This is a genomic window from Streptomyces sp. CA-250714 (assembly GCF_050936705.1).
GTDB lineage: Bacteria > Actinomycetota > Actinomycetes > Streptomycetales > Streptomycetaceae > Streptomyces.
Genome location: NZ_JBNJMI010000001.1, coordinates 2,982,522 through 3,000,572, shown reverse-complemented (window position 1 = coordinate 3,000,572; position 18,051 = coordinate 2,982,522). Strand labels below are relative to the sequence as shown.

Genomic DNA, 18,051 nt, shown 5'->3' with positions numbered 1-18,051 from the left:
GGCCGCCTCAGAAGAAGGTGCGGATCAGGTCGGTGACCGTGCCGTCGGCGTCGACGACGGGGAACAGCTGCCACTTGTCGAACATGGTGCACGGGTGGGACATCCCGAGGCCCACCCACTCGCCGACCTCCAGGTCGACGCCCTCGTCCACCCGCAGCCACGCGTGCTGGTCGCTCAGCGCGGTGACGGTGAGACCCGCGGCGGAGCGCATCTTTCTTCCCCCAGCCTCCGGCCGGGAGGTGCCCCCAGCGCCCCGCACCACATGGGGTTCGGGAAGTGCCAGGTCGAAGGCGGCGTCCCGCTTGCCGGCGTTGACGAACGCCTGCCCCGGCTCGGGCCGGGAGACGACCTGCGTCCACAGCGTGAAGGCCGCCTGCAGCCCTCCTTCGTCGGGGCGCCGGTTGAACGGGGTGAGCCGCCGGTAGTGGCCGTCGTCATGGGAGATGTACGCACCCGAGCGCAGCAGCTTCAGCGTGGGCGCCGACAGTTCGGGCAGCTCGGCGAAGGCGTCGGCGACCGCGTCGAACCACGCGCTGCCACCCGCGCTGACCACGATCTCGTCGACCCTCGAACCGCCCCGCCGTATCGAACGCGACGGCCAGCCCGGTCAGCCGCCCGACCCAGCCGCGTACCGCCGCCAGGTCGGCCCCGGGCACCTCGGCCTCGTATCCGGCGACGCCCACCAGTCGCAGCGTGCCGGTCGCGGCCACCGCGTCGGCGACGGCTTCGCACTCGGCCTCCGTACGGGCGCCGGTGCGTGCGCCCTCGCCGCCGCCGAGCTCGACCACCACCTCGACGGGGCGGCGGGCACCGGCCGTGCGCAGGGCCTCGTCCATCAGGGCGACGCCGCGCGGGGAGTCGACGTAGCAGATGAAGCGGAAGTCGGGATCGGCGTCCAGTTCGGCGGCGAGCCAGGCGAGCGCGGCGGGGTCCACGAGTTCGTTGGCGAGGAAGATCCGCGGGATACCGAAGGCGCGGGCCACCCGCACCTGGTGCGGTACGGCGAGTGTGATGCCCCAGGCGCCGTGCTGGAGTTGGCGGACGAAGAGCTGGGGTGCCATGGAGGTCTTGCCGTGCGGGGCGAAGGCGAGCCCATGGCGGGCCGAGTAGTCGGCGAGCGCGGCGAGGTTGTGCTCCAGGCGCTCGGCCGAGAGGGCGAGGACGGGGGTGGTGAAGCCGCCGGTGAACAGGGAGCGGCGCTCGGCGGCCAGTTCGCCGAGAGTGAGGCCGGCGGCGTCGGGGGGCAGCCCCTTGAAACGGTGGTCGGCGGGCTCGTCCGCGAGGCGGGCCACTGCCGCGGCGGCGGTGGCGACTCCGTCGGCGGAGGCGGGGCCGGGGGAGGGGGCGGGGGCTGCCATGCGGTCTCCGGGGTAGCAGTAGGTTGCAGTATGTGCAACGACCATTGCGTATGACGCTTGGTGCTGTCTAGCATCCCGCGGAACAGCGGTCAATGGAGCCGGACCCCACGCCGGACCCCCATGCCGAGGCCGCACGCCGAGGCCGCACGCCCGGCCCCCTCCCCGAGACCCGTGCCCCCCGAGATCCGCGGCCGACACCGCAGCGAGGAGCAGCACCCGCCGTGACCACCACCTCCGACATCGACGTCGTCTGCCTGGGCGAGTCCATGGTCACGTTCCTGCCCGCACGCCCGGGACCCCTCGCCGACGTGCCCTCCTTCGACCGCGCGATCGGCGGCGCCGAGTCCAACGTCGCCTGCACGCTGGCCCGTGCCGGGCACCGCGCCCGCTGGGTCAGCCGGGTCGGTGCCGACGGCTTCGGCGACCATCTGGTCCGTACGATCGCCGCGCACGGGGTGGACACCACCGCCGTCGAACGCGACCCCGAGCGTCCCACCGGGATCTACTTCCGTACGGACGGCGAGCGCGCCACCGGCACCGCCGACCCCGCGACCCACCAGGCCGCGCTCTCCGAAGTCCTCTACTACCGCGCCGGGTCGGCCGCCTCCGCCATGTCCCCGGCCAACGTCCCACCGCGGGCCCTCCATGCGGGCCGGGTGCTGCATCTGACCGGGATCACCGCGGCCCTCTCCGCCGACTGCCTGGCCCTGCTGCGCGCCCTCACCTCGGCACGCACACCCACCGGGACGGGCGGCGGCCTGGGGCCGCTGGTCTCGTTCGACGTCAACTACCGCGTCGGCCTGTGGTGTACGCGTACCGCTCCGGAGCCCGGCCCCGAGGTGCTGCGCGAACTCGCCCGGCACAGCGACATCGTCTTCGTCGGCGAGGACGAGGCGGCTGCCGCCTGGGGAGTGACGGGCGGGCCCGAGGCGGTGCGGGAGCTGCTGCGCGAGCCCGCGGTGCTCGTCGTCAAACAGGGCAGCGCCGGGGCCACCGCGTTCGTCGGGGACGGGAACGCCGTCTTCGCGCCCGCGCTGCGCGTGGATGTCGTCTCGCCGGTGGGCGCCGGGGACGCCTTCGCCGCGGGCTTTCTCGCCGGGACCCTGCGCGGGCTGCCGATACGTGAACGGCTGCGGCACGGGCATCTGATGGCCGCCGCGGCGCTCACGGACGCCGGTGACCTCGCCGCGCCGGCAGCGCTCGACGTCGCCGACCGGCTGGTGGCCCTCGACGACGACAGCTGGGGGAGACTGCGGCTGGGCCCCGGCTGGACGGTACGCGGGTCACACGCCGCAGCCGCCGGGCAGGCCGACGAGCCCGGCGAACAGGAGCCGGAGGTGCGTTCCGTATGAGTCAGACCGTCGACCGGGCGCTGAGCATTCTGCCGCTGCTCGCCGAGGGGCCCGCCAACCTGGAACAGGTCGCGGCGTGGCTGGAGGTGCACAAGTCGACCGCGCTGCGGCTGCTGCGCACCCTGCACGAGCACGGCATCGTCTACCGCCAGCCCGACCAGCGCTACCGGCTCGGGGCACGGCTGTTCGCACTCGCGCAGCAGGCCATGGAGAACCTCGACATCCGCGAGATCGCCCACCCGCATCTGGCCGAGCTCAACGCGGCCTGCGGCCACACCGTGCATCTCGCCGTCCACGAGGAGGACGAGGTGCTCTACATCGACAAGGTGGAGAGCCGCTACCCGGTACGGATGTACTCGCGCATCGGCAAACCCGTCGCCATCACCGTCGCCGCCGTGGCCAAGCTGCTGCTGGCCGACCTGCCCGAGCCGGAGCGGCGCGCTGTCGCCGAACGGCTCGACTACCCCCGATACACGCCCCGTTCGACCCCGGACGCCGCCGCGTTCCTCGCGGAGCTGGCCAAGGTGCGCGAACAGGGCTGGGCCACCGACCTCGGTGGCCACGAGGAGTCCATCAACTGCGTCGCGGCGCCGATCCGCGGCGCCGAGGGGCGGGTGGTGGCGGCCATGTCGGTCTCCGCGCCGAACGTCGTCGTCTCCGCCGACGAACTCCTCACCCTGCTGCCCCGCGTACGGAGGACCGCTGAGGCCATCAGCGCGGAGTACACGGGACAGCCACCCCGCCATCGATCCGACGAACCCCCGACGAGAAGCAAGAGAGCCGCACCATGAGCGAGAAGCTTGCCAAGACCGCCCTCACCCCGGCCACGCACACCACGCCGCCCGCGAAGTTCTCGCACGGCGTGCGCAAGGGGAACATCCTCCAGGTCGCCGGGCAGGTCGGGTTCGGCCCCGCCGTCGAGGGCCGGGCCCCGACGCCGGTCGGCCCCGGGCTGCGGGAGCAGACCCTCCAGACCCTCGCCAATGTGGAGTCGGTCCTCAAGGAGGGCGGCGCGGGCTGGGAGGACGCGATGATGATCCGCGTGTATCTGACGGACACCGCGCACTTCGCGGAGTTCAACGAGATCTACAACGAGTACTTCGCGGGGCTCTCGGAGCCGCCCGCCGCTCGGACGACCGTCTACGTCGGCCTTCCCGCCGGACTACTGGTCGAGATCGACGCGCTCGCCGTCCTCGGCTGAGCGGAGCCCTCTCTTTCCGGCCCCTCCCCTGGTCGCCGTTCCGGGGAGGGGCCGGCGTCTTCCCAGCGCCGAACAACGGAGTTCACATGCTGCTCGCCGAAAAGGCGGCGCCGCCCCATACGGGCGGCCTGCTCGCGCTCATACCCGGCACCGGGGGCCTGCTCACCGTGGCGGCCCTCGGTATCGTCCTGCTGCTCGTACTGATCATCAAGGTCCGCCTCCAGCCGTTCGTCGCGCTGCTCGCCGTCTCCATCGCGGTGGGGCTGGGAGCGGGTCTGTCCGTCACCGAACTCTTCGGTACCGTCCAGAAGTCCGACGCCGTCTCGATGATCGAGTCGGGGATGGGCGGCATTCTCGGCCACGTCGCGATCATCATCGGCCTCGGCACCATGCTGGGCGCGATCCTGGAGGTCAGCGGCGGTGCCGAGGCGCTCTCGGCGCGGCTGCTGGGCCTGTTCGGCGAGCGGCGCGCACCGCTCGCCATGGGGCTGACCGGCCTGATCTTCGGCATCCCCGTCTTCTTCGACGTCGGCATCTTCGTACTGGCCCCCATCGTTTACGCGGCAGCCAAGCGGAGCGGTAAGTCGGTGCTGCTGTACTGCATGCCGATGCTCGCGGGGCTGTCGATGACGCACGCGTTCCTGCCCCCGCACCCGGGACCGGTGGCCGCCGCCGGGCTGCTCGACGTGGACCTGGGCTGGGTCATCCTGATGGGCGTCGTCTGCGGTATCCCCGCGGTGCTCGCCGCCTGGGCGTACGCGGCGTGGATCGGTGAGCGGATCTTCGTCGAGGTGCCGCAGGACATGGTGGAGGCCGCCGAGGAGGCCAAGCGCGCCGTAGCCGAGGAGAAACGGGCGCTCGGCAGCGAGGCGGAGGAGAAGCCCGTCGCCCTCGGCACGGTCCTGGCCATCATCGGCACCCCGCTGGTGCTGATCCTGGCGGCCACCTTCTCCTCCCTCGCGCTCGACCCCTCGACCCTGCGCTCCGTCATCGAGTTCGTCGGGCACCCCTTCGTGGCGCTGACCGTCGCACTGCTGCTGGCCTACTACCTGCTGGGGCTGCGCCGCGGGTGGAGCCGCAAGTCGCTGGAGACGGTCTCCACCGCCTCGCTCAAGCCGGTCGGCAACATCCTGCTGGTCGTCGGTGCGGGCGGCATCTTCGGTGCCGTACTCCAGGGTTCGGGCGTGGCGCGGGCCCTCGCCGATGTGTTCGGGGACGCGGGGCTGCCGGTGATCGTGCTGGCGTATCTGATCTCGGTGGTGCTGCGGGTGGCGCAGGGTTCGGCGACGGTCGCCATCGTCACCACGGCGGGCATCGTGGCGCCGCTGCTGGCCCAGGGCGACCCCTCGCAGGCGCACCTCGCGCTGGTCATCATGGCGATCTCCGCGGGCTCCATCTTCGCCTCGCACGTCAACGACGGCGGGTTCTGGATGGTCTCGAAGTACTTCGGCATCTCCGAGCGGGACACCCTCGCCTCGTGGACGGTACTGGAGTCCGTGCTGTCGGTCGCGGGCTTCGCGGTGGCGGCGGTGGTGAGCATCTTCGTATAGGCGTCTTCGTGCAGGCACCTTTGTGCAGGCATCTTCATGCAGCCGCACGGCTGTTCGCCCGCTCCGCGCGGGCCCACGCCCCCGGAATCGCGTCTCCCGATTCCGGGGGGCGCTCTTGTGGTGGGCGTCAACTGGCCCAAGAATGCACGGCGTCAGACCGAACGAACCTTCGGTATCCAGAGGGGACCCCCCACCATGAACAGACCTCTCATAGGCTCCCTGAGCGCCGCGCTCTTCGGTGCCGCGGCGCTCACCGGCATGGCCGCGACACCCGCGGCAGCCGCCGACCACGGCAACGCCCCCCACGGCAAGCCGGCGGCGGCGCCCTCCTTCGAGGGCACCGTCGCGCTCAGCAACTGCTCGGGCTCCGTCGTCAAGATGCCCAACTCCAAGCCCGCCGACCCCGCGCTCGTCCTGTCCAACGGCCACTGCCTGGAAGAGGGCATGCCCGAGCCGGGAAAGGTGATCACCGACAAGGCGTCCAACCGCGCCTTCACCCTGCTGAAGGCCGACGGCGGCAGGGCGGGCACCGTCCGCGCCGACAAGATCGCGTACGCGACGATGACGGACACCGACGTCTCCCTCTACCAAGTCGGCGCCACCTACCAGGAGATCGAGTCGAGGTTCGGCGTCAAGGCGCTCGACGTCGAGACGGCCCACCCCGAGCAGGGCAACGACATCACCGTCGTCTCCGGCTACTGGAAAGAGAAGTACGGCTGCGCCATCGACGGCTTCGCGTACCAGCTCAAGGAAGACGGCTGGACGATGAAGGACTCGATCCGCTACACCGCCGACTGCAAGACCAAGGGCGGCACCTCCGGCTCCCCCGTGATCGACAACGCCTCCGGCAAGGTCGTCGGCGTCAACAACACGCGGAACGAGAACGGCGAGGAGTGCACGCTCAACAACCCCTGCGAGGTGGACAAGAACGGCAAGACCACCGTCCACGAGGGGATCGGCTACGGCCAGCAGACCTACATCATCGCGCCGTGCGTCGGCGAGGGGAACAAGCTCGACCTCAACCGTGAGGGCTGCACGCTCCCCAAGCCGTAACGCCCCCTGTCCGTGCGGACCGGGGCTCGGCGCAGGCACATCTGTATCCCTGAAACAGAATGAGGAGTACATGAGAAAGTCCCTGGTCGGCACGGCTGCGGCGGCGCTGTTCGGCGCCGCCGCACTGGTGGGCATAGCCACCGCACCGGCAGCCGCAGACTCCGCCTCCGCCCAGCCCACCGCGCACCGCACCCCCTCCTTCGAGGGCACCGTCGCGCTCAGCAACTGCTCGGGCTCCGTCGTCAAGCTGAAGAACTCCAAGCCCGGCGACCCGGCGCTCGTCCTCTCGAACGGCCACTGCCTCCAGGAAGGCATGCCGGGCGCGGGTGAGGTCGTCGTGAACAAGAAGACCAGCCGCGACTTCACGCTGCTGAACGCGGACGGCAGCGACGCCGGGAAGGTGCACTCCGACAAGATCGCGTACGCGACGATGACGGACACCGACATCTCCCTGTACGAGACGACCTCCACGTACCGGCAGATCGAGAAGAAGTACGGCATCGACGCGCTGACGCTGGACGCGAAGCACCCGCGGCAGGGCCGGGACATCACCGTCGTCTCCGGCTACTGGAAGGAGAAGTTCGGCTGCTCCGTGGACGGCTTCGCCTACCGGCTCAAGGAAGCGGACTGGACCTGGAAGGACTCCATCCGCTACACCATGGACTGCCAGACCAAGGGCGGTACCTCCGGCTCCCCGGTGATCGACAACGTCTCCGGCAAGGTCGTCGGCGTCAACAACACCCACAACGAGGACGGGGAGCGCTGCACCCTCAACAACCCGTGTGAGGTGGACAAGAACGGCAACGTCAGCGTCCGTCACCTCAACGCGTACGGTCAGCAGACCTACCTGATCAACCCCTGCTTCGGCCGCGGCAACCAGCTCGACCTGGACGCGCGCGGCTGCGTCCTGCCGGAGCCGAAGGCCTAGGCCAGACCCCGCAGGACCCGCCACCGGCACCCGTCGCCCCCGGACCTGCCAGCCAGGCCCGGGGGTGCGGGGAACGGTGGTCGGTTACGGCAGGCCGTGTACGTGCGGGCCCACTGTGCTGGACCACTTGTTGCCGTTGCTGGCGTCCCATGCCGTGGACCAGGTCATGGCGCCGCGGATGCCGGGCCACTTCTCGTCGGGGGTGAAACTGCCGCAGCCGGTGCCCTTGGCGAGGCAGTCCAGCGCGTTGTTGACCACGCCCGGGTCGACGTAACCGGAGCCCGCGGCGCTCGGTGAGGCGGGGGTGCCGATGCCCACCTGGGAGGGGTCGAGGCCGCCCTTGATCTGCACGCAGGCCAGCGCGGTGAGGAAGTCGACGGTACCGGCCGAGTAGACCTTGCCGTCGCAGCCGTTCATCGAACCGCTGTTGTAGTACTGCATGTTCACGACGGTCAGGAAGCTCTTGATGTTGAGCGCCGTCTTGAAGTACTCGTTCTGCGGCGACTGCATATCGACCGTCTGCGGCGCCATCGTCACCACGACATCGCTCTTGGCGGCGTGGATCGCGTTCAGGGCCTTGGTCATGTAGGTCGAGTTGAGACCGTTCTCCAGGTCGATGTCGACGCCGTCGAAGCCGTACTCGTCCATCAGGGAGACGATGCTCTTGGCGAAGGCGTCGGCGGAGGCGTCGTCGTTGACCGAGACCGCGCCCTTCTCACCGCCGACGGAGACGATCACCGACTTGCCGGCGTCGTGCTTGGCGGCGATGTCCTTCTTGAACTGCTCCTCGGAGTAGTTCAGGGCCGGGTCGAGCTTGAAGTCGACCTGGCCCGGTGTGCCGGTCGCGTCCGCGAAGGCGACGGCGATGATGTCGTACTCGTTCTGGACGTCGGCGAGGGTCTGGACGGTCGCGCCGTTGTCGAAGTTCTGCCAGTAGCCGGTGACCGCGTGGGCCGGCACCTGCGAGGCGCCCACCTGGGGGCCGGCCTCGGTGGAGGTGGGAGTTCCGGCCTGCGCCGCGGCCGGTCCGAGGGCGAACAGGCCACCCGCGGCCAGGGCCGAGGCGACGAGACCGACGAGCGCGCGGGGGAACGAGAGACGTCTGGTACGGGAACGTGCCACAACTGCCTCCGGTGTGGGGGGAGAAGGGAGGTGGTGGTGCGCGTGCGCCGTACAACCTGGTCCAGACCAATGAGGTTGTCAAGGCATCGGGCACCGCTCACCGGCGGCGGACGCCTCGAACGCGCGCACATCTCCGCGGCCCCCGACCCCTTGTGCTGATCGTCCGCAGGCGGTTACATCACCCGTGACCTGCACGGTCGTCCACCCTCGAAGCTCGCGTACGGCGGAGGCGTCATGGCAGCGGAGGACCTCACACCCGGAACGTCCGACAGCGCGAAACCCCCGGTGCGCAAGCCCAGTTGGAAGATGATCGGCCCCGGCATGGTCGTCGCGGCGACGGGAGTGGGCGCCGGAGATCTGGTCGCCACGCTCATCGCCGGCAGCAAATTCGGCTACACACTGATGTGGGCCGCCGTCATCGGCTGCGTCATCAAGATCGCCCTCGCCGAGGCGACCGGCCGCTGGCATCTGGCCACCGGCCGCACGATCTTCGACGGCTGGCGCAGCCTCGGACCCTGGACCACGGTCTACTTCGCGGTGTACGTCGTCATCTGGGGCTTCGTCTACGGCGCCACCGCCATGTCCTCCAGCGCGCTGCCGCTGCAGGCGCTCTTCCCGGATGTGATGCCGCTCAAGGCGTGGGCCATCCTCACCGGCCTGATCGGCCTGGTCTTCGTATGGACCAACCGCTACGCCATCGTCGAGAAGATCATGATGGTCTTCGTCGGCGTGATGTTCCTGGTCGTCGTCTATGTCGCGATCCGCGTCAGTCCGAACCTGGGCGACGCCTTCGCCGGGCTGCTCCCCGTGCTGCCGTCCGGCTCCATGATCTTCACGCTGGGCCTGATCGGCGGCGTCGGCGGCACCATCACGATGGCCGCGTACGGGTACTGGATCAACGCCAAGGGATGGGCCGACAGCAGCTGGATGAAGATGATGCGGCTCGACAACCGCGTCGCCTACATCACCACCGGGATCTTCGTCGTCGCCATGCTGATCGTCGGCGCGGAGCTGCTGCACAGTTCGCAGATCGCCCTCGCCACCGGTGACAAGGGCCTGCTCGATCTGGACGAGGTTCTGGAGAAGCGCTTCGGCAGCTCCACCTCCACGCTCTTCCTGATCGGCTTCTTCGCCGCCTCCTACTCCTCGCTGGTGGGCGTATGGCACGGGGTGAGCCTGATGTTCGCCGACTTCGTGGAGCGGCTGCGAGCCGCGCGAGGGCTGGCCGCCGAAGCGGGCGTCGAGCCGCTCACCCGCGGCGAGCAGGAGCGCTCGGTGCCCTTCCGCGGCTATCTGCTGTGGCTGACCTTTCCGCCGATGGTGCTGCTCTGGCTGGACCAGCCCTTCGCTCTCGTCGTCGCGTACGGGGTTCTCGGCGCGTTCTTCATGCCCTTCCTCGCGGCGACGTTGCTCTGGCTGCTCAACAGCGAGCGGACTCCGCGGGAGTGGCGTAATGGCTGGCTCAGCAATGTTCTGCTGGGCGCCTCTTGTGTGTTGTTTTTGATTCTGTGCGTTCAGCAGGTGCGGGAATTGCCCTGGTGAGGCTTGCCATTTCCGGGTGCCGCTCCTGTTGTTCTGGTCACGGGGTGCCCCTGGCCGTCGTCCGCAGGCTGCGGCGTGCTTTATGGCTTGGCGCGCAGTTCCCCGCGCCCCTTCGGGGCGCAGCCCCCATTGCCCGTGGGGATTGGGGGACGGGGTGGGGCGGGTAGTGGTCTCGCTGTTCCGGGTTCGGGAAACGGTTCGCATTGCGGCGAACCGTTCACTGTGTGGGGGGCCATGGCTAGTGTGGTAGGCCGGTGGCGGGCCCCGGGGGGAGGCGGATGTGTCTACGGCGTTAGCGGTCACCTGCCCCGACCACCTGCTCGCCCCCGCCGACCGGCACACCCCGCACGCCCACGTGCTCTCCCCGCCGGAGGAGCAGCCGCTGGAGGCGGCGCTCGCCGAGACGCAGGCCCTGCTCGAACAGCACGGCTACCTCGTCACCGTCTACCCGGCCACCCTGCCCACTCCGTTCCGGCACCGCCTGCACACCGTGCGCGCGCTCCTGGAGAGCAGGCGGATCGCGCTGCTGCCGGTGGAGCTGCCGCCGCTTGCGACGGGTGTGCTCGTACGGCAGCTGCGGCAGCTGTCGCTCTGTGACTTCACGCCCGGTGTGCTGGCCGCGGCAGCCCGGTTGCTGACGCACTATCTGTACGCCGGTGCCGTACTCGGCTCGGTCGCCAAACTGGACCGGGTGCCCGTCGGCGTCACCTCGCACGCCCGCTCCTGGCTGCCCGGCAGCGAGTTCGCGGTCCTCGCGGCACCCACGCCCGAGCTGATCCGACTGGGGACGCCAGAGGCGGAAGGCGGGCTCACCGGACCGCAGTTCGCCACCCAGTTGACCGTAGCGCCCGGCCGGCTCACCTCCGACTGGGCCCTACGTACTCTCCCGGCCCGCTGGCGGGTCGCCCAGGTCCAGGAGGCCCCGCTGCCACGGGACTCGGCGGCCTGGTGGCGGACGGCCCGGCTGACGGAGTTCGTCGCCGCGATCCCCGACGTCTCGGTCCTCTACCAGTTGGTCGCCTCGGTACGGCGGGACGAGTGCCACGGGTGCGGCCTCGAACTCATCGGCGACCGCTGCGCGTTCTGCGGCACGCCGCTGCCGCCGCCCACGCCGCGTACACCACCGGCACCGGAGGCACCGCCTGCCGCCATCGCGCCACCCGCCCCCGAAACGCCACCCGCCCCCGATGCGCCGCCTCACCACGCTGCGCCCCCCGCCCCCGACGCGCCGCCCTCCCACGCTGCGCCCCCCGTCACGTCCGACCCAGTCGTCGCCGACCCCCGAGGTATCCGTCCATGAACTCACGCCAGCGCCGCGGTGTCCTTCTGCTGGTGCTCTCGGTCCTGTGCGCCCTCGCCGCGTTCGCCGGGGTGTTGGCCGTCGTCAGGAACGTGGAGTCCAAGGTGGGCGACGAGACGACGGCCTACAAGCTGAAGGAGGACGTACCCGCCTACCAGGCGCTGACCAGCGCGCAGTTCACCAAGGTCGCCATGCCGAAGCGGTGGCTGCCCAGCACCGCCGTCACCGATCTGAGCGACATCCACCGCAAGATCGCCGTCAACCCGCTCAAGAAGGGCTCGCTGCTCCAGTCCGACATGATGGCCAAGCGGCCCGAACTCGGCGCGGGCGAGCAGGAGATCGCCATCATGATCGACGCGGAGACCGGCGTCGCCGGGAAGATCAACCCCGGCAACCGCGTCAACATCTACGCCACCTTCGAGGGCGAGCAGCGCCCCGGCGCCAAGGGCGACGACAGCGGAACCAAGGCGCCGTCCGAGTCCCGCGTCATCGTCAGCCGCGCCAAGGTCATCGACGTCGGCAAGCTCACCCCCCTCGAGGACGACGGCGACCGCGACGAGCGCACCCGGCAGCGCGAACGCGACGGTGTGCCCATCACCTTCGCGCTGACCACGAAGGACGCCCAGCGCGTCGCCTACGCCGAATCGTTCGCCGAGCACGTCCGGCTCGCGCTGGTCGCACCGGGTGACGACACCGAGGTCCCCGCGGAGGACCGCACCTACACGCTGCCCGGAGACAAGTGAGGCCCCGATGGTCATCCGCATCCAGCCGGCCGTCAGCGACCCGGACGCAGCCCGCCCGCTCGTCACCCTGCTCAGCCAGCTGCCCGACGCCGAGCCCGTGCCGCCCGCCGTCGACTCCACCCAGCTGCTGGACGCCCTCGCCCAGCAGGCCGGCGAGGCACCCGCCGAGCTGCCCGAGGTAGTGCTCGTCCACGAGCTGATCGGACCGGTGCCCGCACTGGAGCTGATCAGCCAGATCGCCCTCCGGTTCCCCGCCGTCGGCGTCGTCCTCGCCACGCAGGACACCAGCCCCGCGCTGTACGCGGCGGCCATGGACGCCGGAGCGCGCGGTGTCGCCGGACTGCCGCTCAGCTACGACGAGTTGGCGGCCCGGGTCGGCGCCGCCGCCAACTGGGCCACCGGGGTCCGCCGCCACCTGGGCGGATACGAGAGCCCCGGGTACGGGAGCCGGCCGTACGGCTCCGATGGACAGGGCGGCGGCACCGTCGTCACCGTCGCCGGGGCCAAGGGCGGTGTCGGCACCACCCTGACCGCCGTCCAGCTCGCCCTCGCCGCCCGCGCCAGTGGCCGCGGCACGGTGCTGGTCGACCTGGACCTCCAGGCCGGCGATGTCGCCTCCTACCTGGACGTTCGCTTCCGCAGGTCCGTGGTCGACCTGGCCGGCATCAAGGACCTGACGCCGCGCGTCCTCCAGGACGCCGTCTACGTCCACGAGACCGGACTCGGCCTGCTGCTGGCGCCGGAGGAGGGCGAGCGCGGCGAGGACGTGGACGAACGGGCCGCCCGCCAGCTGGTGGCCGCGCTGCGGTCCCGCTACGAGATCGTCGTCCTCGACTGCGGTACGCAGATGCACGCGGGCAACGCGGCGGCCATCGAGGCGGCCGACCTCGCGCTGCTGCTGACCACCCCCGACGTGATCGCCGTACGCGGCGCCAAGCGCATGGTGCGGCTGTGGGACCGGCTGCAGATCCGCAAGGCCCAGGAGACCGTCACCGTGGTCAACCGGGCCTCCCGGCACACCGAGATCCAGCCGCAGCTCGTCGCCCGGATCACCGGCAGCCCCGTGGCCCGTACGACGGTTCCGGCGGGCTTCAAGGAGCTCCAGTCCGCGCTGGACGCCGGACGTATGCAGGACCTGGACGCCAAGGGCAGCGTGCGGCAGGCGCTGTGGGGGCTCGCGGGGGAGCTCGGACTGGCCGCCGCGCCGGAGGGGGAGCAGCCGCGCTCCCTCGGTGCGCGCCGCAGGGGGAGCGGGCGGCAGCAGGGGAGCGGAAGCGGTACGGACACGGGCGACGCGGCGGGACACAGACCCTCGCTGGCCGGGCGGTCACGGCACGCCCTGCCGCCGGGACCGGCGCCCGGCACCGGGTCCCCTCCGGCGCCCGGTCCCTCCCGGCTCGGCTCCGACCGGGGTTCGCTGAGCGTGGAGTTCGCCGGGATGGCGCCGATCGTGCTGGTCACCCTGGTGTTGCTGTGGCAGTGCGTGCTGATCGGCTACACCTTCTCCCTCGCGGGCAACTCCGCCGACGAGGCCGCCCGCGCCGCCACCGCCGCCGGCGCATACGGGGACCCGCAGGGCGCGTGCGAGGCGGCGGCGCGCGAGCAGCTGCCCGCGAAATGGCGCGAGGACGCCTCGGTCAGCTGCACCCGCGGCGGCACCGTCTGGAAAGCGAACGTCGACCTGCGGACGCCCCTGCTGTTCCCGGGCGCGGCCGGCCTGCCGTTCACGGTCGGCGGCGAGGCGGGCGCGGCGGAGGAGGGGTGAGGGGGCATGGCTGTCCGTACGCCCGGGAGCGACGAGCGCGATCGCGGCTCCAGCGCGCTGGAGTTCGCCGGGATGCTGCCGCTGCTGCTGCTCGTCGCGATGGCGGCCATCCAACTCGGCATCGTCGGCTACGCGGTGCAGCAGGCGGGCACCGGTGCGCGGGCCGCGGCACGGGTGGCCTCCCAGGAGGAGATCGCGGACCGGTACGAGGCGAGCGGACGCGCTGCCATGTCCGGCTGGACCGCGCGCCGCAGCAGCTTCGCGCTCGCGGACGGCGGCGACGAGGTGAAGGTCACCACGAGCGTCACCATCCCCTCCCTCATCCCCGGCATGGACAGCATGGGCACCGCTTCCCGCTCCGCGACCATGCCCAGCGACAGCGCGGGAGCGGCCGGCAGCGGCGAACGAGGGGGAGACCAATGAGCGAGGTCGGTCCATGAGTCTGCGCTCCCGTATCACCACGCCCGAGAGCAGCACTGCGGCGGGCGGCGGCCCCCACACATCCGGGGCCTCCGTCGACAGCACCGGGCATCTGGTCGCCGCCTACCGCGCCAAACTGCTGGAGGAGATCGACCTCGCCGAGATGTCGGCGCTCAGCCCCGCCGAGCGCCGCGCCCGTCTCGAACGCGTACTCGGCCACATCATCAGCCGCGAGGGCCCGGTCCTGGCGACCGGGGACCGTACGCAGCTGATCCGCCGGGTGGTGGACGAGGCCCTCGGACTCGGGGTGCTCGAACCGCTGCTGGAGGACGGCTCGATCACCGAGATCATGGTCAACGGGCCCGACAACATCTTCGTCGAGCGCGCCGGGCGGGTGGAACAGGTGCCCGTCAGGTTCGCCTCCGAAGAGCAGCTGATGCAGACGATCGAACGCATCGTCTCCACCGTCAACCGCCGCGTGGACGAGTCCAACCCGATGGTGGACGCCCGGCTGCCGTCCGGTGAGCGGGTCAACGTCATCATCCCGCCGCTCTCGCTGACCGGCGCCACCCTCACCATCCGCCGGTTCCCCCGCGCCTACACCCTCGGCGAACTGATCGGCCTCGGCACGCTGGACGAGCACATGCTCTCGCTGCTCTCCGGGTTCATCCGGGCCCGCTTCAACCTGATCGTCTCCGGCGGTACGGGCAGCGGCAAGACAACCCTCCTCAACGCGCAGTCGGCGCTGATCCCCGAGCACGAGCGCATCATCACCGTCGAGGACGCCGCCGAACTCCAGCTCCAGCAGCAGCACGTCATCCGGCTGGAGACCCGGCCGCCCAACGTCGAGGGCAAGGGCCAGGTGACCGTACGCGACCTGGTGCGCAACTCGCTGCGGATGCGGCCCGACCGGATCATCGTCGGCGAGGTGCGCGGCGGCGAGACGCTGGACATGCTTCAGGCCATGTCCACCGGACACGACGGCTCCCTGGCCACCGTGCACGCCAACAGCGCCGAGGACGCCCTGATGCGGCTCCAGACCCTCGCCTCCATGTCGGAGGTCGACGTCCCCTTCGCGGCCCTCCAGGACCAGATCAACTCCGCCGTCGACGTGATCATCCAACTCGCGCGGCTGGCCGACGGCTCCCGCAAGATCGTGGAGATCGCCCTGCTCGCCTCGCACGGCCGCGAGACCTTCCAGATCGCGACGGTCTCCCGGTTCGCGGCCCGGCCCATGGGCCCCGACGGCCGGGTGCACGGCACGTTCGACCATCTCCCGCTGCCGCGCCGCGTCGCCGACCGGCTGTATCTGGCGGGCGAACCGGTGCCCGCCGCCTTCGGTGTGGCCCGCTCCGACGATCAACTCGCCACCCGGGAGGCGGTGTGAGCACCTGTGTCCTCGCCGTGGCCCCCGCGGCCCAGTTCGCGCTCGGCGCCACCCTGGCCGCCTGCGCCCTGGCCATCGCGGGAGTGCTCCTGTTCGCCTCCGGGCGCGCCCGCCGCCGGGCCCTCCTGGAGCGGCTCGGCCGGCACGACGGCCCCGCGCCCGCCCTCCCGCCGGGCAGCGGTGGCAGACGGCGCCGCTTCGCGGGCGTGGACCGGCGGGTACGCGCCACCGGGCCCGGGCGCCGCATCCAGGCCAAGCTGGCCAGCACCGGACTCGACCTCACGCCCGGCGAGTACGTCGTCTATCTGGCGGGCCTGGTGGCCGTGCTGTGGATGCTGGCCTCGTCCGTACTGGCCCCGTTCTTCGGGCCGATCGCCGGACTCGTCGGTGTACTGGCCGCCAACGCCTTCCTCAACCACCAGCGGCAGCGCCGCACCGAGCAGTTCATCAACCAGCTCCCCGAACTCGCCCGTATCCTCGCCAACGCCACCTCGGCTGGACTCGCGCTGCGTACGGCACTGGGCATGGCCGCCGAGGAGCTGGAGGCCCCGGCGGGCGACGAACTGCGGCTCGTCACCGACCAGCTCGCCGTGGGCCGGTCCATCGACGACGCGCTGAACGAGCTCGCCGAGCGGCTGCCCTCCCGCGAACTCGTCGTCCTGGTCACCACGCTGGTCCTCGCCAACCGCGCGGGCGGCACCATCGTCGCCTCGCTGCGCAACCTCACCACCACGCTGGAGGAGCGCAAGGAGACCAGGCGGGAAGTACGCACCATGCTCGCCGAGGTCAACGCGACGGCCTTCACCATCCCGCTGCTCGGCCTGGGCGCCATGCTGATGATGAACTCGATGATGCCCGGCGCCCTCTCCCGGGTCACCGGCAGCCCGGTCGGCCAGGTCGCCATGGTCGTCGCCGTGGGGCTGTTCGCCGCCGGGTTCCTGGTCATCCGCCGGCTCGGCCGGATCGAGGTGTGAGAGACATGGTCGCTCTCGGACTGGCCACGCTCTGCGCCCTCGCCGTCTACGGTGCCTTCGCGGGCATCCGGATGTACCGGGCCGAGACGAAGCTGCCGCCCGACCTGGCCGTCGCCCTGGAGGTCGGCGCCACCCGCACCAGTAAGGGCGGGGCCGCCGTCGACCGGCTCGGCATGCGGCTGGCGCCGCTGGTGCTGCGGCTGATGGGCCCCAAGCAGGTCGCCGCCAAACGCCGCAGGATCGACCAGGCCGGCAACCCCGGCGGCCTCACCCTGGAGCGGTACGCGGCGCGCCGCGCCGTCTACGGCGCCTTCGGCATCGTGATGGCGCTGGTGGGGCTGTCGGCGGGCAGCCTGTTCTTCACCGTGCTCGTGCTGGCCTTCGGCTGGTTCGCGGCGGACCTCGCCATCCGGCAGGCGATCAAGGACCGGCGGCGCGTCATCGAACGCACCCTGCCCGACTTCCTCGACGTTCTCGCCGTCGTCGTCTCCGCGGGGCTCGGCTTCCGGCAGGCGCTGGAACGGGTCGCCGACCGCTATCAGGGGCCCTGGGCCGACGAACTGCGGATCACCCTGCGTCAGATGGACATGGGCGTCAGCCGCCGCCAGGCCTTCGACGAGCTGCGCAGACGCAACGCCAGCGACCAGGTCGACCAGTTCGTCACCGCACTCCAGCAGGGCGAGGAACTCGGCGCCCCCATCGCCGAAACGCTCATCCAGATCGCCACGGACATGCGCCGCACCGACGCCCAGAACGCCCGGCGCAAGGCCGCCAAGACGGTGCCCAAAGCCACCATGACCACCATCGCCTTTCTGCTTCCGGGCACCCTCATCCTCATCGTCGCCACCTTCATCCTCGGCTCCGACACGGACTTCGGCGCGGTGCTGGGTGGCTGACGCAGATGCACTGCGCAGGCGGCCCGCAACCGACTGCCATGCGTTCCCCCTCACCCCATCGCTCTCCGCGTGGAGTTATGGCACAGTCTGCATTCGGGTAACGACTGTTAGCTACACCGCGGAGTGGCAACGGGAGGGGGCACGCGACGTGACGTTACAAACCCGCGGCGGCGGCCCCCGAGAGGGCAGCTCCGAGTCAGCCAGCAACGGAGGAGAACCCGATGTCGAACGCCACGCGTGGGCGCGTCCGCACCCGCCTAGCCCTGATGCGGGGGCGCCGGGGAGACCGGGGCGCCAACTCGATCGAATACGCCGGCATCGTCATCCTCGTCGCAGGCATCATCCTGGCGATCCGGGCCCTGGGGCTCGACGCGATGATTTCCGGCGCGATCGCCAACGCCGTGAGCGCCGTGCTGGGTGGCTGACCGCGCGCCAGGCGTCAGCTGACAGCGGTCAGACG

16 protein-coding genes and 1 pseudogene are annotated in these 18,051 nt (G+C 71.1%); 15 read left to right on the top strand and 2 right to left on the bottom strand.

Annotated features, from left to right (window positions below):
• Positions 1-7: 7 nt before the first annotated feature.
• A pseudogene (locus tag ACQEU8_RS13240) lies at positions 8-1,358 on the bottom strand (alanine racemase).
• A 221-nt stretch (positions 1,359-1,579) separates the two neighbouring features.
• Here ACQEU8_RS13240 and ACQEU8_RS13235 point away from each other — a divergent pair.
• The 6 genes from ACQEU8_RS13235 to ACQEU8_RS13210 all read left to right on the top strand — a co-directional run bounded on the left by ACQEU8_RS13235 (position 1,580) and on the right by ACQEU8_RS13210 (position 7,442).
• Positions 1,580-2,710: a sugar kinase gene (locus tag ACQEU8_RS13235; RefSeq protein WP_433100154.1), complete on the top strand. Its 1,131-nt coding sequence runs from the start codon at positions 1,580-1,582 to the stop codon at positions 2,708-2,710.
• Entirely contained in the window at positions 2,707-3,501 is a 795-nt protein-coding gene (locus ACQEU8_RS13230) for an IclR family transcriptional regulator (protein WP_433100152.1), read from the top strand. The genes ACQEU8_RS13235 and ACQEU8_RS13230 overlap by 4 nt, the downstream gene beginning before the upstream one ends.
• The gene (locus tag ACQEU8_RS13225; protein ID WP_433100150.1) at positions 3,498-3,911 is read left to right on the top strand and encodes a RidA family protein; all 414 of its coding nucleotides are present in this window, start codon (positions 3,498-3,500) and stop codon (positions 3,909-3,911) included. Before ACQEU8_RS13230 ends, ACQEU8_RS13225 begins: the two co-directional genes overlap by 4 nt.
• 86 nt (positions 3,912-3,997) lie before the next feature.
• Complete coding sequence (locus tag ACQEU8_RS13220; RefSeq protein ID WP_433100148.1) at positions 3,998-5,461, top strand: GntP family permease; 1,464 nt, start codon at positions 3,998-4,000, stop codon at positions 5,459-5,461.
• A 195-nt stretch (positions 5,462-5,656) separates the two neighbouring features.
• Positions 5,657-6,514 carry a S1 family peptidase gene (locus ACQEU8_RS13215; RefSeq protein WP_433100146.1) on the top strand — a complete coding sequence of 286 codons (858 nt, stop codon included), beginning with the start codon at positions 5,657-5,659 and terminating at the stop codon, positions 6,512-6,514.
• 70 nt (positions 6,515-6,584) lie between these two features.
• Positions 6,585-7,442, top strand: a complete 858-nt coding sequence (locus ACQEU8_RS13210) for a S1 family peptidase (RefSeq protein ID WP_433100144.1) — start codon at positions 6,585-6,587, stop codon at positions 7,440-7,442.
• Between the two features lie 84 nt (positions 7,443-7,526).
• Here ACQEU8_RS13210 and ACQEU8_RS13205 read toward each other — a convergent pair whose 3' ends face one another.
• Positions 7,527-8,564 carry a chitinase gene (locus ACQEU8_RS13205; RefSeq protein ID WP_433100142.1) on the bottom strand — a complete coding sequence of 346 codons (1,038 nt, stop codon included), beginning with the start codon at positions 8,562-8,564 and terminating at the stop codon, positions 7,527-7,529.
• Positions 8,565-8,798: 234 nt separating this feature from the next.
• On the opposite strand from ACQEU8_RS13205, the gene ACQEU8_RS13200 reads away from it, so the two are divergent.
• The 9 genes from ACQEU8_RS13200 to ACQEU8_RS13160 all read left to right on the top strand — a co-directional run bounded on the left by ACQEU8_RS13200 (position 8,799) and on the right by ACQEU8_RS13160 (position 18,016).
• Positions 8,799-10,106 (top strand): Nramp family divalent metal transporter, encoded by a 1,308-nt coding sequence (locus ACQEU8_RS13200; RefSeq protein WP_433100140.1) that lies wholly within the window; start codon positions 8,799-8,801, stop codon positions 10,104-10,106.
• Positions 10,107-10,386: 280 nt separating this feature from the next.
• Entirely contained in the window at positions 10,387-11,406 is a 1,020-nt protein-coding gene (locus ACQEU8_RS13195; protein WP_433100138.1) for a hypothetical protein, read from the top strand.
• Positions 11,403-12,149 (top strand): Flp pilus assembly protein CpaB, encoded by a 747-nt coding sequence (gene cpaB, locus ACQEU8_RS13190; RefSeq protein ID WP_433100136.1) that lies wholly within the window; start codon positions 11,403-11,405, stop codon positions 12,147-12,149. The genes ACQEU8_RS13195 and cpaB overlap by 4 nt, the downstream gene beginning before the upstream one ends.
• 7 nt (positions 12,150-12,156) lie before the next feature.
• The gene (locus ACQEU8_RS13185) at positions 12,157-13,914 is read left to right on the top strand and encodes an AAA family ATPase (protein ID WP_433100134.1); all 1,758 of its coding nucleotides are present in this window, start codon (positions 12,157-12,159) and stop codon (positions 13,912-13,914) included.
• A gap of 6 nt (positions 13,915-13,920) precedes the next feature.
• Positions 13,921-14,337, top strand: a complete 417-nt coding sequence (locus tag ACQEU8_RS13180) for a TadE family protein (RefSeq protein WP_433100132.1) — start codon at positions 13,921-13,923, stop codon at positions 14,335-14,337.
• 13 nt (positions 14,338-14,350) lie between these two features.
• On the top strand, positions 14,351-15,721 hold the full coding sequence (locus ACQEU8_RS13175) for a CpaF family protein (RefSeq protein WP_433100130.1): 1,371 nt from the start codon (positions 14,351-14,353) through the stop codon (positions 15,719-15,721).
• Positions 15,718-16,695, top strand: a complete 978-nt coding sequence (locus ACQEU8_RS13170; protein ID WP_433100128.1) for a type II secretion system F family protein — start codon at positions 15,718-15,720, stop codon at positions 16,693-16,695. The genes ACQEU8_RS13175 and ACQEU8_RS13170 overlap by 4 nt, the downstream gene beginning before the upstream one ends.
• A gap of 5 nt (positions 16,696-16,700) precedes the next feature.
• Positions 16,701-17,591, top strand: coding sequence for a DUF5936 domain-containing protein (locus ACQEU8_RS13165; protein WP_433100126.1), 891 nt, complete (start codon positions 16,701-16,703; stop codon positions 17,589-17,591).
• Between the two features lie 221 nt (positions 17,592-17,812).
• On the top strand, positions 17,813-18,016 hold the full coding sequence (locus tag ACQEU8_RS13160) for a hypothetical protein (protein WP_433100124.1): 204 nt from the start codon (positions 17,813-17,815) through the stop codon (positions 18,014-18,016).
• The last annotated feature ends 35 nt before the right edge of the window (positions 18,017-18,051 follow it).

Excerpts from the sequence above, each read along its gene's own strand:
- ACQEU8_RS13175 (WP_433100130.1), top strand. The coding sequence starts at position 14,351 with ATGAGTCTGCGCTCCCGTATCACCACGCCCGAGAGCAGCACTGCGGCG.
- ACQEU8_RS13210 (WP_433100144.1), top strand. The coding sequence starts at position 6,585 with ATGAGAAAGTCCCTGGTCGGCACGGCTGCGGCGGCGCTGTTCGGCGCC.
- ACQEU8_RS13215 (WP_433100146.1), top strand. The coding sequence starts at position 5,657 with ATGAACAGACCTCTCATAGGCTCCCTGAGCGCCGCGCTCTTCGGTGCC.
- ACQEU8_RS13165 (WP_433100126.1), top strand. The coding sequence starts at position 16,701 with ATGGTCGCTCTCGGACTGGCCACGCTCTGCGCCCTCGCCGTCTACGGT.
- ACQEU8_RS13220 (WP_433100148.1), top strand. The coding sequence starts at position 3,998 with ATGCTGCTCGCCGAAAAGGCGGCGCCGCCCCATACGGGCGGCCTGCTC.
- ACQEU8_RS13160 (WP_433100124.1), top strand. The coding sequence starts at position 17,813 with ATGTCGAACGCCACGCGTGGGCGCGTCCGCACCCGCCTAGCCCTGATG.
- ACQEU8_RS13230 (WP_433100152.1), top strand. The coding sequence starts at position 2,707 with ATGAGTCAGACCGTCGACCGGGCGCTGAGCATTCTGCCGCTGCTCGCC.
- ACQEU8_RS13185 (WP_433100134.1), top strand. The coding sequence starts at position 12,157 with ATGGTCATCCGCATCCAGCCGGCCGTCAGCGACCCGGACGCAGCCCGC.
- ACQEU8_RS13225 (WP_433100150.1), top strand. The coding sequence starts at position 3,498 with ATGAGCGAGAAGCTTGCCAAGACCGCCCTCACCCCGGCCACGCACACC.
- ACQEU8_RS13200 (WP_433100140.1), top strand. The coding sequence starts at position 8,799 with ATGGCAGCGGAGGACCTCACACCCGGAACGTCCGACAGCGCGAAACCC.
- ACQEU8_RS13180 (WP_433100132.1), top strand. The coding sequence starts at position 13,921 with ATGGCTGTCCGTACGCCCGGGAGCGACGAGCGCGATCGCGGCTCCAGC.
- cpaB (WP_433100136.1), top strand. The coding sequence starts at position 11,403 with ATGAACTCACGCCAGCGCCGCGGTGTCCTTCTGCTGGTGCTCTCGGTC.